Raw genomic sequence first — 15,878 nt, forward strand, 5'->3', positions numbered from 1 at the left:
TCTCAGCAAAACAGAGAAAAAGGGGCACGGCAGGCCGCTTCCATTCGCTTGCACCCAGGGACGCCGAGAGGGAGGCGGAAGCCGGACGCCGGGGGCGGCGCCGAAAAGCTAAAATCTAGTAGTCTCCGAGGGTCTCGGGGAGTTGGGCGAGGGCTTTTTTGAGCTGGTCGTCGTTGGGGGCGGTGCCGTGCCATTCGTGGTGGCCTTCCATGTAGTCGACGCCCTTACCCATGAGGGTGTGCATTAGGATGGCGACGGGTTTGCCTTGGCCGGTCATCGTCTTGGCTTTGGCCAGGGTGGCGACCATTTCGTCCATGTCGTTCCCGTTGCAAAGGAGGGTGAGCCAGCCAAAAACTTCGAATTTCTGGCGGAGGTCGCCCTGGGCCATAACCTTGTCGGTGGGGCCGTCGATCTGCTGACCGTTCCAGTCTATGGTGGAGATCAGGTTGTCCACGTGCAGGTTGGGGGCGCTCATGATGGCCTCCCAATTCTGTCCTTCGTCCAGTTCGCCGTCACCGTGGAGGGAATATACGAGGTGGGTGTCCTTATTCAGTTTCTTGGCCAGGGCGGCGCCTATTGCCACGCTCATACCCTGACCCAGTGAACCGGATGCTACGCGGACACCGGGGAGGTGTTCGTGGGTGGTGGGGTGGCCCTGGAGACGGGAATTGAGCTTGCGGAAGGTGTTGAGTTCTTCGAGCGGAAAATAACCGGAACGGGCCAGCGCGGAGTAGAATACCGGCGAGATATGCCCGTTGGAAAGGAAGAAAATATCCTCGTTGATGCCATCCATGTGGAAGTCTGGATTATGCTGCATCGCATTGAAGTAGAGTGCAGTAAAGAAGTCGGCGCAGCCCAGGGACCCCCCCGGGTGGCCGCTTTGGGCGGCGTGCACCATCCGGACGATATCCCTGCGGATTTGGGTGGCAGTAGCTTTTAAATCGGTCATGGTCTAAAGGATTGGGCCCAAAGGTACCAGAAAATTTTTTTGCCTGGAGCAAACGTTTTTGCGGGTCTTTGCGTCTATGTGTTTGATCGGGGACAGGGGTCGACGGGGATATGCGTGGATAACGGTTAGAAAAGTTAATCGATGGCTTCCCGAACAAACTGAACAAGGTATTTTTGGCAGGGTTAATTGTTTTTAACAACTTTTTCAGGATTTTCGCGGTCCTGACGAAGGTTTATAATTAATATTGCATTTTATTTTTATTCACATTTTTTTTATATTATTGTGAATCAATGTAATGCCCTAGATAACCAGAAAAGCTAGCCCGATGGATAACTTAATAACGGGATTTTTGGTAGCCTTTTTTGTGACCTATGTTTCTATGCCTGTAATTATCAGGATCGCCCGCATAAAAAAGCTGGTCGACGTGCCTGATAATCGAAAAATCCACAAGACACCCATTCCTGCGCTGGGTGGCGTTGGCGTTTTCGCAGGGTTCCTTCTGGCCTTGCTGCTGGCTACGCCTATACAGTCCTCAAATCTTCAATACTTCGCCGCCGCTGCATTTATCATCTTCCTCGTAGGGGTGAAGGACGATGTCGTGATTATCACGCCGTTGAAAAAGCTGATGGGGCAGGTCGCGGCCGCTTTTATCGTAGTCAGCCTGGCGAACATACGGCTGATGAGCTTTCACGGCATTTTCGGCATTGGAGAACTGCCATACCCCGTGAGCCTGCTGCTGTCTTATTTTGCCGTCATCCTGGTCATAAACGCTTTCAACCTGATCGACGGGGTCGATGGCCTGGCGGGTACGCTGGGAGTTGTCAGCTCGCTGGTGTTCGGTCTGTATTTCTATTTTGCGCACGAGACGTTGTACGCCGTGATGGGGTTGAGCCTGGTTGGCGCGCTGGGCGCTTTCCTGGTGTTCAACTATACCCCGGCGAAAATATTCATGGGTGATACCGGCTCCATGCTGGTCGGCCTCGTGAATGCGATCCTGGTATTGCACTTCATCCACGTAGCCGATGCGCCGGACTCCGTTGTCCCGATCGCTTCCGCGCCGATAGTCGCGCTCACGGTCCTCTCGGTTCCGCTATTCGATACGCTGCGCGTATTCACCATCCGTATCGTATTGCATCGCCGGTCCCCGTTTTCACCGGACCGGAATCACATACACCATTTGCTGTTGGACTGCGGTTTTTCCCACCCGGCAGTAACCTTTACCCTCGTAGCGTACAACCTGTTGTTGATCGGCGCGGCCTTTGCCCTGAGGGCGGAAGGCAACTATCTCGTGCTGGCAGGCGTACTCGTCAGCAACCTTTCCTTTACGGGCATGATCGCTTTCTTCCGGCAGCCGCGGCGTCCTTTCGTGGTCATGAAGCACGTTGGGGCGCCCCTTATCGCGCCTCCGCCGGACGGAGCCCTGCTGGAGGTGGCACCCGTTGCGCAGGTGTCCGGCGCGCAACACGCGCCTAAGGCCGGGGTGATGGTGCCCGCCCCCCTGCATCCCATCCTTACGATGGAAGAGGAATAATCTCGGTAAATCAATTGGTTTTTTTAGTTTTGCACCCATGTCGGATGAAATTGCATTTATATTGGAGGATACCCAATCAACCATGCAAAAGGGGATTGGTCACCTCGAAGCGGAGCTGACCAGGATCAGGGCCGGGAAGGCCAACCCGCAGATGCTGGAAGGGATCAATGTCGAGTACTACGGATCACCCACACCCATTGGGCAGGTTGCTAACGTAACGGTGCTGGATGCGCGCACGATCGGCGTCCAGCCCTGGGAAAGGAACATGCTCCAGCCTATCGAACGCGCCATTATCGCGGCCAATATCGGTATCAATCCCCAAAACGACGGCGTCCTCATCCGCCTTTTCCTGCCGCCCTTGACGGAAGAGCGCCGCAGGGAGCTAGTCAAGCGCGTCAACGTTGAAGGCGAACAGTCAAAGGTCGCCATCCGGAATATCCGTCGGGATGCCATCGAACAGATCAAGAAATTACAAAAGGATGGCCTCAGTGAAGACGTGGCCAAAGACGCGGAAAAAAACATCCAAGACCTTACGGATAGGCATATTACGTTGATCGACAAGCACTTGGTCGCCAAAGAAAAAGAGATCATGACGGTGTAAAAAACACCTGATTATCTTAGCGCCAATGGCGCAAATTCATATCTTTAAGGTAGGCACCGCCTAACGGACACCTATGGGGAAAGTCAAATTGGCGGCCATCGCGACGAGGGCCCCCAACGATATTGATAAAGAAGCGACGAAAAAAAGGCTCGAGACATTACTGGAGGAACTGGATGACCTGCAAAACCTCCTATATGCCGAAGACCGTCATGCACTGTTGGTTGTTATCCAGGGCATGGATGCGAGCGGCAAAGACGGCCTGATCCGGCGTGTTTTTGGCCGGCTGAACCCGCAGGGGGTTCAGGTAGCATCCTTCAAAGAACCCACCCCCGTAGAACTATCACATGATTTCCTCTGGAGGATCCACGCCCAGGCGCCGGCCCGCGGAAGGATTCAGGTGTTCAACCGCTCGCATTACGAGGACATCCTGATAACCAGGGTCCACAAAATGATCACGGACGACGTAGCCAGGGAAAGAATGCGCGCCATCAACGACTTCGAATGGCTGCTCCAGGAACATGGAAATACGGACATCCTTAAATTCTATCTCCACACATCCCCCGAAGAACGGCACAAACGCCTGGAAGAGCGGTTGACCATTCCTTCCAAGATGTGGAAGTACAACGATAACGACCTTAAGGAAGCCAAATTCTGGCCGGAGTATGAAAAGGCATACGAAGATTGCTTCAACCACTGCAACGCCGTGCCCTGGATCATAGTGCCTTCGGACCAGAACTGGTATAAGGAGTACGTGGTGGCGGAGACGCTGAGAGATACCCTGAAGAGGCTGAAGATGAAGTACCCGGGACTCAAAAAGTAACCAATCAAACTTTCATTTTATGAGCTTCGTAAAAGAGTTTAAAGAGTTCGCGTTAAAAGGGAATGTGATCGACCTGGCGGTCGGTGTCATCATCGGCGGCGCTTTCAACACCATCGTGACGGGTGTGATCAACGACCTGGTGATGCCGATCGTGGGGATTTTCTTCAAGGCCGATTTCAGTAATCTGTACATTGGACTGAACGAGGAAGTGCGCGCGGCCCGACTTACCAACCCCAAGCTCACACTGGCGGACGCCAAAAAGCTTGGACCGGTTTTTGCCTGGGGAGACTTTATTTCCATAGTCATTAATTTTCTCATCCTTGCCCTGATCATCTTCCTCATGGTGAAAGCCATCAATAAGCTGAAGCGCAAGCACGAAGAGGCGCCAGCTGCGCCGGCCCCTCCCACGCTTACGGAACAACTGCTTATGGAAATTCGGGACAATTTGAAAAAGTAACTAACCTTAAGACTAGCTATCAAATGAAAATCAACGGCTTATTAGTGAGCGCTGCCTTTGTGCTGGCCAGTGTGAACCTGGTACTAGGGCAAAATGTAATAAAAGACATCCAGAATCAGGCGGGCCAGCAGTTGACGGGTCTTCCCGACAGCATCAAAAAGACCTGGACATTAGGTGGGCTGATAACCCTGAATTTCTCTCAGGGGAGCAGCAGTAACTGGTCTGCCGGAGCACAGGATTTTTCCATGTCGCTTACGTCGATCAACAATTTCTTCGCCGTCTACAAGAAAGGGAAGAATACCTGGGAAAATACGCTCAACCTGTCGTATGGTTTTACACAGACCAGCCAGCTGGGCCTCCAGAAAAACAGCGACCTGATCGATCTGACCAGCCGTTACGGGCGGCAATTGGATAGCAGCCACTGGGCGGCTTCGCTATTATTCGATTACAGGTCCCAATTCTCCAACGGGTACAACTACTACACATCGTCTACAGGAAAGGACAGCAACCAGCTTATCTCCGGATTCATGTCACCAGCCTATATCCTGTTGTCGCCTGGTTTTGAATACAAGCCAACAGGTTATTTTGGGATTTTCCTGTCCCCGGTATCATCCCGGCTGATCGTGTGTACCAACAAGAACCTGGCGCCCAACTACGGCATCGACACCGGTAAGACGACTTTGTATATGCTGGGTGCATTTGCGAGCGTCACATACAATCACCAGATATTGAAAAATGTCCTGTACAATGGACGGTTGGACCTTTATTCGAATTATTTAAAAAATGCCGGGGACGTCAATGTCTATTTCACCAACCAGCTGGCGATGAAGATTAATAAGATACTGAGCGCCACTTATAGCCTGGCGATCATATATGACGACAACGCCAGGCGTCCCGATGGAACGCTGTGGGGTACCCAGCTCCAATCCCTGCTGGGTGTTGGACTAGCCCTCAAGTTGTGATTTTTGCATACATTTAGTGGATGGCGACGACGGAAAGCTACCAGATAAAACTCCCCCAATTCGAGGGGCCGTTCGACCTGCTCCTGTTTTTTATCGAGCGGGACGAGCTGGACATCTACAATATTCCCATTACTAAGATTATCAACGACTTCCTGGACTATATCCATGCCCAGGAGTCGTTGAATATCGAGCTGTCCAGCGAATTTATCCTGTTCGTCTCAACGCTCATGCGGGTAAAGGCCAGGCTGCTGCTACCACGTAAAGAGCTCAACGCGCTGGGTGAGGAGATCGATCCGCGCCAGGAGCTGGTGGACAAACTGCTGGAGTACAAGCGGTATAAAGAGGCGTCGGCCCAGCTGGCGGAAATGGAAGCCCTCCGGATGCTGATGTTGAAACGGGGCAACCTGCAGCGAGAGCTGTCGGTCATCGGTGAAGACGCCGGGGAAGGGACGGAGATACAGACAATCACCATGTTCAAGCTGATGAAGGTGTTCGAAAAGATGATGCAGAAGCTGTACGACCGGAACAACAGACCGGTGCACACGGTGGTGCCCTATAATTATACGATGGAGGACAGCCGCAAAGGATTGCTCGATCTGGCCGGCAAGGAAAAAACCTTGTCCTTCGAGCGCATTTTCGAGGAGTGTTACGATCGCATACACGCCATCTTCCTGTTCCTGTCGATGCTCGAGCTGGTACAGCTGAAACACCTGTCCATCCTGGTGGGTGAAGGAAGGAACAATTTCATCATTGAGTGGAACGAAGAACAGCCCGAACCCGAAGAGCCCGCGGACTAAGCTACTTTTTCTCCCAACCTTTACTGCTGACGACCTGTACGTCGGCGCCGGCCATGGCGCGAACCGCGTCCTTGATGGCTTCGGCGTCGTAGCCGCATTCGTGTATCAGTTCAGAAGGCTTGCCGTGCTCGACGATGCGATCGGGTATGCCCAGGATGCGCACGTCGGCCTTGTAACCGTTCTCCGCCATGAATTCGAGGATGGCGCTGCCAAAACCGCCCCGGATGGTCCCGTCTTCCACGGTAACGATCTTACCGTATTTCGCAAAGACCTCGTGTAGCAGCTCCTCGTCGAGGGGCTTTACAAAACGGAGGTCGTAGTGCCCCGGTTGTATACCTTCCGCTTTCAGGTCGCGGATGGCGGCGGCGGCGAAATTGCCCGGGTGACCGAACGACAGGATCGCAACGTCACGTCCTTCGCGGAGGCGGCGACCCTTACCGATCTGGATCGGCTGGAAGGGCGTTTTCCATTCCGGCATGACGCCTTCGCCGCGGGGATACCGTATGACGAAGGGCAACCCGGTTGAGTCCAGTTGAGCGGTATACATGAGGTTGCGCAGCTCCTGCTCGTTCATGGGTGAGCTGATGACCATATTGGGGATGCAGCGGAAGTAGGCGATGTCGTAGGCCCCGTGGTGTGTAGGTCCGTCTTCGCCCACCAGACCGGCCCGGTCCAGGCAAAGGACGACGGGTAGCTTTTGGATGGCAATGTCGTGTACGACCTGGTCGTAGGCGCGCTGCATAAAAGACGAATAGATGTTGCAGAACACCCGCATGCCCTGGGTGGCCAGGCCGGCGCTCAGGGTAGCCGCGTGCTGTTCGCAAATACCAACGTCGAAGGCCCGGTCGGGCATCTTTTCCATCATGAACTTCAGCGAGCTGCCGCTGGGCATCGCGGGGGTGATCCCCATGATGGCAGGATTGGCCTCCGCAAGCTCTATGAGGGTGTGCCCGAATACGTCCTGGTATTTGGGCGGCTGGGGCGTGGGGAATTGCTTCTTGTGGATTTCGCCCGTGACCTTGTCGAAGAGCCCGGGGGCGTGCCACTTGGTCTGGTCCTTCTCCGCCAGGGCGTAACCCTTACCCTTTACGGTCAGCACGTGGAGCAGTTTCGGGCCGGGTATGCTCCGCATATCCTGGAGGGTATCCACGAGCTTGGTGATATTGTGCCCGTCGATGGGCCCAAAATAGCGGAGCTTGAGCGACTCGAACAGGTTCGAGCTTTTGTTGACGAGCCCCTTGACGCTTTGCTCCAGCTTGGAGGCCATGTCACGGGTAAAGTGCTTGCCGACGGGCAGCTTGCCCAATAATTTCCAGACGTCGTCCCGGACCCGGTTGTAGGCCGGGGAAGTGGAGATATCGGTGAGGTATTCCTTGAGAGCGCCGACGTTCGGATCGATGCTCATGCAGTTGTCGTTGAGAATGATCAGGACGTTGGAGTCCGCTACCCCGGCATGGTTCAGGGCTTCGAACGCCATACCCGCGGTCATCGCGCCGTCCCCGATGACGGCTACCACCTGGCGGTCCTTCTCTTTTTTGTATTTGGCAGCCATCGCCATACCCAGCGCGGCGGAGATGGAGGTGGAGGAGTGGCCCACGCCAAAAGTGTCGTAGGGGCTTTCGCTCCGCTTGGGAAAACCGCTCAGCCCACCATATTTGCGGTTGGTAGGGAAAGTATCGCGGCGACCGGTGAGGATCTTATGTCCGTAGGCCTGGTGCCCTACGTCCCAAACCAGTTGGTCGTAGGGTGTGTTGAATACGTAGTGGAGCGCGACCGACAGTTCCACCACGCCCAGGCTGGCTCCAAAATGTCCGCCGTGGACGCTGACGACGTCGATGATGTACTGTCTGAGTTCCTCACAAACCTGGTGTAATTGTTCCCGGCTTAATTTCCGGAGGTCATCCGGGGTATCTATGTGGCTCAGGAGGGCTCCTGGTCTAATATCCATGTTCACGGAATAAGGATACAAATTTACATTTTTTCTTCCTCCTTTTACAGGCGAAATTGGCCATTAGTACAGATTTAACCCCTCCCGCCGGGGTTTTTCGTAGATTTACTCCAGTATGTCTTCGAGAAGGATATCGACTTATTGGTGGTGCCAGATTGGCGGTTGGATGGGTTACGCCCTGATGACCCTGTTCTTTGCATACACGTACAACCGGTTGGAGTGGCTAACGGTCGAGAAGACGCTGCTCAATGTCGTCGTAGGCATAGGCGTAACCCATCTGCTGAGGCACTTCATTATCGCCGGCGAATGGATGAAACGCTCGTTCGACAGGGTCTGGGGTATCCTGCTGGCGGCCGTGGTCCTGAGCAGCCTGGTATATAGCGTCCTGATAAACACCATTTTCACCATCCTGCACGTACAGGGAAGGACTTCGTTTTCGCTGCCGCAAAGGATATTGCTGTTCAGTGTCGATTTTCTTCCGTTTCTTTTTACGTGGATTCTGATATACTACGTCTGGCACATCCTGGAGAACAACCGGAAGCAACAGCTCGAGTCGCTGCGCCTTGAATCGCTTGTTAAGGAGCTGGAACTCAAAACGATAAAGTCACATATAAATCCCCATTTCATATTCAACGCACTCAACAGCATCCGGGCCCTGGTAGACGAGAACCCGGGCAGGGCGCGGACGGCCATCACGGAGCTGAGCAACCTCCTCAGGAGCTCCATGCAGACCGAGAAAATGGAGACCGTTCCCCTGGAAAAAGAACTGGCGATCGTACGGGACTATCTCGCCCTGGAGAAGATTCGTTTCGAGGAGAGGCTGAAGGTGGAAATGGACATAGACGAGAACACGCTGGAGGAACCGGTGCCGGTGATGATGCTGCAGACGCTGGCGGAAAACGCCATCAAGCATGGGATCAGCAAGCGTATGGCAGGAGGCGTCATCCGGATCCGTTCGTATTTTAACGGCGACCGCCACGAGTTGGTGGTGCAGAATACGGGTCACCTGAACGGGCACGCCCGGGACGAAGGTTTCGGTTTGATGAGCACGATCAGCCGCCTGAGCATTTTGTACGGGCCCAAGGCCAATTTCGAGATCAGGGATGTGAAAGAGGACACCGTGGAGGCTAAAATTTCGATCCCGGTGGCCGCGCTATGACGCGCAGCCTGTAAAAAAGATAGACATGAGTAAAAAAGCCATCATCATCGACGACGAGCGTCTTGCCCGTAACGAATTGAGGAAACTGCTCCAGGACTTCCCGGAGATAGAAGTGATCGACGAAGCAGCCAACGTGAACGAAGGGCTCGAGAAGATCGAGCAGCACCAACCCGACCTGATCTTCCTGGACATACAAATGCCCGGAAAGACGGGCTTCGACCTCCTGAGTGAATTGGACAGGTCGCCCCAGGTCATCTTTACCACGGCTTATGACGAATATGCACTCAAGGCGTTTGAAGTAAACGCCCTGGACTACCTGCTCAAGCCCGTGGAGCCAAAGCGTCTTGCAGACGCCATCCACAAGCTCGAGCAGGTGGAGCGGGAGGAAGAGCTGGAGACGCCGATCGTCAACCGGAGTATCCTTAACGAAAACGACCAGGTTTTTGTCAAGGATGGGGAACGCTGCTGGTTTGTAAAGCTTTCCGACATCCGGCTCTTCGAAAGCGTAGGGAACTACGCAAAGGTTTTTTTCGGACCCAATAAACCCTTGATATTAAAGTCGCTCAACGCCCTCGAAGAGCGTCTCGATGAGAAGGTATTCTTCCGGGCGAACCGTAAGCACATCGTTAACCTGAGGATGATCGAAAAGATCGAACCCTACTTCAACGGCGGACTCCTGCTGGAATTGAAGGGAGGCGAAAAGATCGAAGTCTCCCGTCGGCAGGCAGTCAAGTTCAAGGAAATGATGAGTCTTTAGGTTTCCAGCGCATCCAGCAGGTCGAACAGCGCCTGCAGGTCCAGGATGTTTTCCTCCAGGGCTAGTGAAGGGGTATCCATCTCGTGATAAACATGGCTCAGGAACAGGTTCCTGAGGGTCTTGCTCAGCCGGCCTACCGGCACCGCCCCCAGAAAGGTCTGCAGGGCTGCAATCGCCTCTTTTGGGAGAGGCTCGTCTGTTTGGGTGGTTTTCTTTTCCATAAGGGCAATTTTACTTTTTCGTTCAATTTTTGTACATTCAGAAAGGCCTGATGAGTACAGGGCCTGATTACCCCATTTACCATTGGCTTTTAGAATGGTAGTCCACGCTCCAGCGCCTGGGTGCGTGTCTTTGAAGTCTATTTCGAAAAATGAAAATTGCAGGCATTGCGAATGCCTGGGGCAAATATAAACCAAACAATTTCCAGTTTTACAAAATTGTTTGTATATAGAAACATATAGTATGATATCGTCGATTGCGCATAGAATAGGGAAATTTATAGCTTACCAACAGGTCAGTAGGAGGGAGTTCGCTAGCAGACTAGGTTATACGAGCAGCGAAAAAATCAACCGGTTGTTCAGGAAGGATGGGGCGAAACCCGGTTTCGATATCATCGCGGATATATCAAACAAGTTTGTCAATCTCAATGTGGAATGGCTGGTGACGGGCAGGGGAGAAATGCTTAGGGACGAGCAGGCGCCGTTCACGCCGTCCGAAGGGGCGGCGCAGTATGTTTCGCTGAAGAACCGCGAAGGATATGAGCGGGGTTATGACAAGCCGGAATTCCTCCGCAGACTACCGGTGTTCTTATTTCCGGGGCTGCCCCAGGGGAATTACCGGATGTTTGAATTGGGCGGCAGGGGCCTATACCCGATCCTCCAGGACCGGGACCGGATCGTGGGCCGCTGGAGCACCCTGGAGGACGTGTCCGAGGACCAGGTATGCATTATACTTACGCGGGAGCAAGGTTTGCTGGTCCGCCGTATTGGTGGCCGGGAAGGCGGCTATCTGACCATCAGGGCAAACCCGTTACAGCGCGACGAATTTCCGGCCTTCCGTCTCAGGGAAGCAGACATACTGGAGATTTGGGAGATGGCTTTTGCGGTTACCCGCTATTTACCGGAATTGTCCGGTATACGGTTACAACTGGCGGAGCTGGAAGCTTCCGTTCAGGCGATGGAGGAGCGGCTGAAACAAAAAGGGATTTAGACCACTGCCCTAACGGAGTGTACCGCCGCGGCCATTTCAGTGATGAGGGAGGGCTTTTTTTCGATGGCATTGCCGACGACGATGACGTCCGCTCCGGCCTTGCAGTTCCGGTAGGCCTTTTCCGCGCTTGTAATGCCGCCGCCGATGATCAGGGGCACTTCTATGTGGGCGGAGACGCGCTCGATCATGCTTTCGGTGATGGGGCGCTTGGCGCCGCTGCCCGCATCCATATAGATCAGGCGCTTACCCAGCATTTCACCCGCCATCGCGGTGCAAAGGGCGATGTCATCCTTGTCGGACGGGATGGGGCTGGCGTTGCTGATATACGAGACGGTGGTGGGTTCACCGCCGTCTATGACCATATAACCGGTGGGAATGATTTCCAGCCCGCTGGCCTTTACAAAGGGGGCGGAGATCACGTGCTGACCGATAAGCAGTTCTGGGTTCCGTCCGGAAATCAGGGAAAGGTATAGAAGGGCGTCGGCGTATTTGGAGACCTGGGAGGGGCTGCCGGGGAACAAAATGACGGGGATATCGCAGGCGCTTTTTAGCTGCTGGATGCATGCATCGAGGTTGTCGGAGATGACGAGGCTGCCTCCGACGAGGAAATAATCCACTTTTGCCGCTAAGGAACGTTCGACCAGTTCATCAATGACACGTGTACTCACTTTGTCCGGATCAATCAGCACGGCGAAGGATTTTTGATGGCGCTCCTTTTTCGCCTGCAGTGTTTGATATAGGGTCTTCATCCTGTTAATATTATGCGATTGCCTGTTTTGCAAATATGCAAAAACTTTTCTAATCGACTGAAACTATTTGCGCGCGGATTCCGACCCCTCAAGTTTTTGCAGCGTTTATGGCTTGCTGTTAGTCTACCCATTTCCTTGCCAATATTGACATAATCCGAGCCCCGGAGGCTCGGCCCCATGGGGCAATAATTAACGAAGTTGGCGCTAAAGCGCTAATTTTCATGCAGAGCGCTTTGGCGGCAACCCATAATCCACAAATTTTAACGTTTTGTGGATTTCTTACCCTTGGCAATACGAGGAGGTAAGAATATTTTCGTTATCCCACCACAACTGCGAATCTTTCACCCGCTAAAAGTAGACCGTATGCCTAATAAGGATCAGACATCCAAGGGATTGCAGTTTAACCGCCGGTTCACCAGGGAGGGAATGAGCCCTTATGATCTGTTTGAATACGACTACAGGACATCGGTCATCAAAAACCCCAACGGTGAAAAGGTCTTCGAGATGGAGAACGTCGAAGTACCCAAGGGCTGGAGCCAGATCGCCACCGACATACTTGCGCAAAAATATATCAGGAAAGCCGGCGTCCCCCAGCCGGATGGAACCCTCGGGCGGGAAACGTCGGCCAAACAGGTCGCCCACCGGTTGGCCAATTGCTGGAAGGTATGGGGTGAAAGATATGGCTACTTTGCTACGCCACGGGACGCGCAGGTCTTTTACGACGAGCTCGTTTTCTCCATCCTGAATCAGGTTTGTGTCCCGAATTCTCCCCAGTGGTTCAACACCGGGTTGTATGAAAGCTATGGCATCAAGGGAAAGCCTCAGGGACACTATTATGTGGACCCGGCGGACGACGGGTTGAAAAAGTCGACGTCTGCATATGAACGTTGTCAACCGCATGCGTGTTTTATCCTGAGCGTCACCGACGACCTCGTCAATGAAGGCGGGATCATGGATCTGTGGATGAGGGAAGCGCGCATATTTAAATATGGTTCGGGCGTAGGTACGAACTTTTCCGCCATACGAGGCGGGGGGGAGAAGCTGAGCGGGGGCGGCACGTCTTCGGGGCTGATGAGCTTTCTGAAGATCGGGGACCGGGCCGCGGGCGCCATAAAGTCGGGGGGCACGACCCGTCGGGCGGCCAAAATGGTCTGTCTCGACCTGGACCACCCGGAGATCGTAGAATTCATTAACTGGAAGGTGGAGGAGGAGAAGAAGGTGGGGGCGCTGATTGCCGCCGGTTACCCTTCTGATTACGAGGGAGAGGCCTACGCCACGGTGTCGGGTCAGAATTCCAACAATTCGGTACGTATTCCAAACGAATTTTTTGCACGTTTGGAGGCTGGCGAGGACTGGGAGCTGACTTCCAGGACGAGCGGGAAGACGGTGAAAAAGGTGCCCGCGCGGGAATTGTGGGATCAGATCGCTTACGCGGCATGGCGGTGCGCAGACCCGGGGACGCAGTATGATACGACGATCAATGAGTGGCATACGTGCCCAAAGGGTGGACCCATACGGGCGTCTAATCCATGCAGTGAATACATGTTCCTCGACAACACGGCGTGTAACCTGGCGTCGGTGAACCTGCGGATGTTGTATGACGATGAGAGCGGGATTTTCGATGTGGATGGGTTTGCGCACGTTTGCAGGTTGTGGACGGTGGTGCTGGAGATTTCGGTGTTGATGGCGCAGTTCCCGAGCAAGGAGGTGGCGCGGTTGAGTTATGACTACCGGACGCTGGGGTTGGGTTTTGCCAACCTGGGATCGGTGTTGATGGTCGGGGGTATTCCTTATGACAGCGAACAGGCCAGGGGGATCGCCGGAGCCATTTCGGCCATCATGACCGGGACGGCATATGCGGCTTCGGCTGAAATGGCGCGGGTGATGGGCGCGTTCCCGAAATTCACCGAGAATCGAGAGGATATGCTGCGGGTGATGCGTAACCACCGTGCCGCGGCGTATGATGCGGAGGGGGCCTACGAAGGGCTGAACATAAAGCCCAAGGGGATCAAGGCGCGATATTGCCCGGACTATCTGCTGGCGGCCGCCTGTAAGGTGTGGGACGAGGCGGTGACGCTGGGCGAGCAATACGGCTACAGGAACGCCCAGACGACGGTGATCGCCCCGACGGGGACGATCGGTCTGGTAATGGACTGCGATACCACGGGGGTGGAGCCGGATTTTGCGCTGGTGAAGTTCAAGAAACTGAGCGGGGGCGGATACTTCAAGATCATCAATCAGTCAGTGCCGCCTGCGCTCCGGAATCTCGGTTACAGCCAGCGGGACACCGAGGCGATCGTCAAGTACGCGGTGGGCGCGGGCACCTTTGCGGGCGCGCCGTATATCAACCATTCGACCTTGAGTGAAAAGGGATTTATCGCCAACGAGATCAAAAAACTGGACGCCGCGGTGGCCTCGGCATTCGAGATCGGGTTCGTGTTCAACGTATATACGCTGGGTGAGGAGTGCCTTCAGCGGTTGGGATTCATGCCGGAAGACTATTTCAGTTTCGATTGGAGCCTGCTGGAGGCGCTGGGTTTTTCGGATGAGCAGATCGAGGCCGCGGGCGACTACGTCTGCGGGACGATGACGATAGAAGGGGCGCCCCACCTGAAACCGGAACACTACGCGGTCTTCGACTGCGCCAACCGCTGCGGTAAAAAGGGACAGCGTTTTATCCACGCACACGGTCATATACGGATGATGGCCGCGGTCCAGCCGTTCATTTCGGGGGCTATCTCCAAAACGATCAACCTGCCGAACGAAGCGTCGGTGGAAGAGATCGCGGATTGTTACATGATGAGCTGGAAGCTGGGGTTGAAGGCCAATGCCCTTTATCGGGATGGGTCGAAGCTGAGTCAGCCGCTGAGTAATAAGAGCGATAAGAAGTCTTCGCCTGCGGCTTCATCCGCGTCTCCTGAGGCGATTCCGTCTCCCCTGGTAGACCTCAGCCAATTGACGGCGGAGGAGCTCTTGGAGGAGGTGCAGAAACGGGTGCAGACGTCGCCGGATACCAAGTTGAAGCGCCAGCTGGCCAGAATCGTGGAAAGACGGTCCCTGCCGGCAAAACGGAAGGGTTTTACCTACAAGGCAAAGATAGGCGGTCAGCCCATCTTTGTGCGGACCGGCGAATACGACGACAATACCCTCGGTGAAATATTTATTGACCTCGCCAAGGAGGGCAGTACGTTACGGAGCCTGATGAATTGTTTTGCGATTTCCATTTCGGTCGGTTTGCAGTATGGCGTCCCGCTGGAGGAATTCGTCGATAAGTTCGTGTTCACGCGTTTCGAACCGAGCGGGATGGTGGACCACCCCAATATCAAGAGCGCGACATCCATGGTGGATTATGTTTTCCGTATGCTTGGATACGAGTATCTGAATAGGACGGACCTGGTGCACGTGCTCCAGACGCCGGAGATATCCAATACCGGGGAGGATGACTGGGACGAGGGGCCCAACGAACTGTCGCAGATGCGCGTGGTTGCGGGGACTTCGTCGACTGCCGTTGCGTCGGGTGCGCCGGCGCCGAAGCCTGTCGTTGCCGCGGCGTCGGGTTCCGCGGGCAAGCCCGAGCAAAGTACGCAGGAATATATGAAGACCATGCAAAGCGATGCGCCGGCCTGCAGCACCTGCGGGCACATCACCGTGCGCAGCGGAACCTGCTATAAGTGCCTTAATTGCGGGAATAGCATGGGATGCAGCTAAGCTGCGCTTTTACACTGTCTGGGAGACTACTAATTATAATTTGGCAAATGACGGAATAGGCCCCCTTCGAGGGGGCCTTCCCATTTTATGCCGTCGCCCGTCGCCCGTAGCCCGCGTGCCGGCTGCTGCACCGCCGTGCTGACTTTTAGCCTGCCGGCCATGGGGAGTGGGGTGGAGTGCCTCTTTTTTCTCTGTTTTGCTGTGACTCACAGCAAAACAGAGAAAAAAGAG

At 54.4% G+C, this 15,878-nt stretch carries 14 protein-coding genes; 10 read left to right on the forward strand and 4 right to left on the reverse strand.

Features of this window, described 5'->3' with window-relative positions; genetic code table 11:
- Positions 1–115: 115 nt before the first annotated feature.
- Entirely contained in the window at positions 116–949 is an 834-nt protein-coding gene (locus VL547_RS12720; RefSeq protein WP_325578281.1) for a transketolase, read from the reverse strand.
- Between the two features lie 379 nt (positions 950–1,328).
- Between VL547_RS12720 and VL547_RS12725 the strand changes: the two genes are divergently transcribed.
- From VL547_RS12725 to VL547_RS12750, 6 genes are all read left to right on the forward strand, one after another.
- Entirely contained in the window at positions 1,329–2,480 is a 1,152-nt protein-coding gene (locus VL547_RS12725; protein WP_325578283.1) for an MraY family glycosyltransferase, read from the forward strand.
- Positions 2,481–2,538: 58 nt separating this feature from the next.
- Positions 2,539–3,081: a ribosome recycling factor gene (frr, locus tag VL547_RS12730; protein WP_422653321.1), complete on the forward strand. Its 543-nt coding sequence runs from the start codon at positions 2,539–2,541 to the stop codon at positions 3,079–3,081.
- Positions 3,082–3,154: 73 nt separating this feature from the next.
- On the forward strand, positions 3,155–3,901 hold the full coding sequence (locus tag VL547_RS12735) for a PPK2 family polyphosphate kinase (RefSeq protein ID WP_325578287.1): 747 nt from the start codon (positions 3,155–3,157) through the stop codon (positions 3,899–3,901).
- Between the two features lie 19 nt (positions 3,902–3,920).
- Positions 3,921–4,358: a large conductance mechanosensitive channel protein MscL gene (gene mscL / locus VL547_RS12740; RefSeq protein ID WP_325578289.1), complete on the forward strand. Its 438-nt coding sequence runs from the start codon at positions 3,921–3,923 to the stop codon at positions 4,356–4,358.
- A gap of 23 nt (positions 4,359–4,381) precedes the next feature.
- Positions 4,382–5,320: a DUF3078 domain-containing protein gene (locus VL547_RS12745; protein ID WP_325578291.1), complete on the forward strand. Its 939-nt coding sequence runs from the start codon at positions 4,382–4,384 to the stop codon at positions 5,318–5,320.
- A 20-nt stretch (positions 5,321–5,340) separates the two neighbouring features.
- Entirely contained in the window at positions 5,341–6,117 is a 777-nt protein-coding gene (locus tag VL547_RS12750; protein ID WP_325578293.1) for a segregation and condensation protein A, read from the forward strand.
- A gap of 1 nt (position 6,118) precedes the next feature.
- Here VL547_RS12750 and dxs read toward each other — a convergent pair whose 3' ends face one another.
- Positions 6,119–8,065 (reverse strand): 1-deoxy-D-xylulose-5-phosphate synthase, encoded by a 1,947-nt coding sequence (dxs, locus tag VL547_RS12755; RefSeq protein ID WP_325578295.1) that lies wholly within the window; start codon positions 8,063–8,065, stop codon positions 6,119–6,121.
- Between the two features lie 115 nt (positions 8,066–8,180).
- Here dxs and VL547_RS12760 point away from each other — a divergent pair, with 115 nt between their 5' ends.
- Complete coding sequence (locus tag VL547_RS12760; RefSeq protein WP_325578297.1) at positions 8,181–9,224, forward strand: sensor histidine kinase; 1,044 nt, start codon at positions 8,181–8,183, stop codon at positions 9,222–9,224.
- Positions 9,225–9,249: 25 nt separating this feature from the next.
- Positions 9,250–9,981, forward strand: coding sequence for a LytR/AlgR family response regulator transcription factor (locus VL547_RS12765; protein WP_325578299.1), 732 nt, complete (start codon positions 9,250–9,252; stop codon positions 9,979–9,981).
- On the opposite strand, the gene VL547_RS12770 is transcribed toward VL547_RS12765, so the two are convergent.
- Positions 9,978–10,202: a hypothetical protein gene (locus tag VL547_RS12770; protein ID WP_325578301.1), complete on the reverse strand. Its 225-nt coding sequence runs from the start codon at positions 10,200–10,202 to the stop codon at positions 9,978–9,980. The genes VL547_RS12765 and VL547_RS12770 overlap by 4 nt on opposite strands.
- 352 nt (positions 10,203–10,554) lie before the next feature.
- On the opposite strand from VL547_RS12770, the gene VL547_RS12775 reads away from it, so the two are divergent.
- Positions 10,555–11,190 (forward strand): hypothetical protein, encoded by a 636-nt coding sequence (locus tag VL547_RS12775; RefSeq protein WP_325578303.1) that lies wholly within the window; start codon positions 10,555–10,557, stop codon positions 11,188–11,190.
- Here VL547_RS12775 and VL547_RS12780 read toward each other — a convergent pair.
- On the reverse strand, positions 11,187–11,939 hold the full coding sequence (locus VL547_RS12780; protein WP_325578305.1) for a geranylgeranylglyceryl/heptaprenylglyceryl phosphate synthase: 753 nt from the start codon (positions 11,937–11,939) through the stop codon (positions 11,187–11,189). The two genes, VL547_RS12775 and VL547_RS12780, sit on opposite strands and share 4 nt — an antisense overlap.
- Before the next feature lie 363 nt (positions 11,940–12,302).
- Between VL547_RS12780 and VL547_RS12785 the strand changes: the two genes are divergently transcribed.
- On the forward strand, positions 12,303–15,647 hold the full coding sequence (locus tag VL547_RS12785) for an adenosylcobalamin-dependent ribonucleoside-diphosphate reductase (RefSeq protein WP_325578307.1): 3,345 nt from the start codon (positions 12,303–12,305) through the stop codon (positions 15,645–15,647).
- Positions 15,648–15,878: the final 231 nt, after the last annotated feature.

The organism is Dinghuibacter sp., assembly GCF_035492835.1.
Taxonomy (GTDB): Bacteria; Bacteroidota; Bacteroidia; order Chitinophagales; family Chitinophagaceae; genus Dinghuibacter.

What these genes read in the sequence shown, in the direction of transcription:
- VL547_RS12720 (WP_325578281.1), bottom strand. Translation starts at nt 949, where the DNA reads ATGACCGATTTAAAAGCTACTGCCACCCAAATCCGCAGGGATATCGTC.
- VL547_RS12725 (WP_325578283.1), top strand. Translation starts at nt 1,329, where the DNA reads ATGCCTGTAATTATCAGGATCGCCCGCATAAAAAAGCTGGTCGACGTG.
- VL547_RS12735 (WP_325578287.1), top strand. Translation starts at nt 3,155, where the DNA reads ATGGGGAAAGTCAAATTGGCGGCCATCGCGACGAGGGCCCCCAACGAT.
- mscL (WP_325578289.1), top strand. Translation starts at nt 3,921, where the DNA reads ATGAGCTTCGTAAAAGAGTTTAAAGAGTTCGCGTTAAAAGGGAATGTG.
- VL547_RS12745 (WP_325578291.1), top strand. Translation starts at nt 4,382, where the DNA reads ATGAAAATCAACGGCTTATTAGTGAGCGCTGCCTTTGTGCTGGCCAGT.
- VL547_RS12750 (WP_325578293.1), top strand. Translation starts at nt 5,341, where the DNA reads ATGGCGACGACGGAAAGCTACCAGATAAAACTCCCCCAATTCGAGGGG.
- dxs (WP_325578295.1), bottom strand. Translation starts at nt 8,065, where the DNA reads ATGGATATTAGACCAGGAGCCCTCCTGAGCCACATAGATACCCCGGAT.
- VL547_RS12760 (WP_325578297.1), top strand. Translation starts at nt 8,181, where the DNA reads ATGTCTTCGAGAAGGATATCGACTTATTGGTGGTGCCAGATTGGCGGT.
- VL547_RS12765 (WP_325578299.1), top strand. Translation starts at nt 9,250, where the DNA reads ATGAGTAAAAAAGCCATCATCATCGACGACGAGCGTCTTGCCCGTAAC.
- VL547_RS12770 (WP_325578301.1), bottom strand. Translation starts at nt 10,202, where the DNA reads ATGGAAAAGAAAACCACCCAAACAGACGAGCCTCTCCCAAAAGAGGCG.
- VL547_RS12780 (WP_325578305.1), bottom strand. Translation starts at nt 11,939, where the DNA reads ATGAAGACCCTATATCAAACACTGCAGGCGAAAAAGGAGCGCCATCAA.
- VL547_RS12785 (WP_325578307.1), top strand. Translation starts at nt 12,303, where the DNA reads ATGCCTAATAAGGATCAGACATCCAAGGGATTGCAGTTTAACCGCCGG.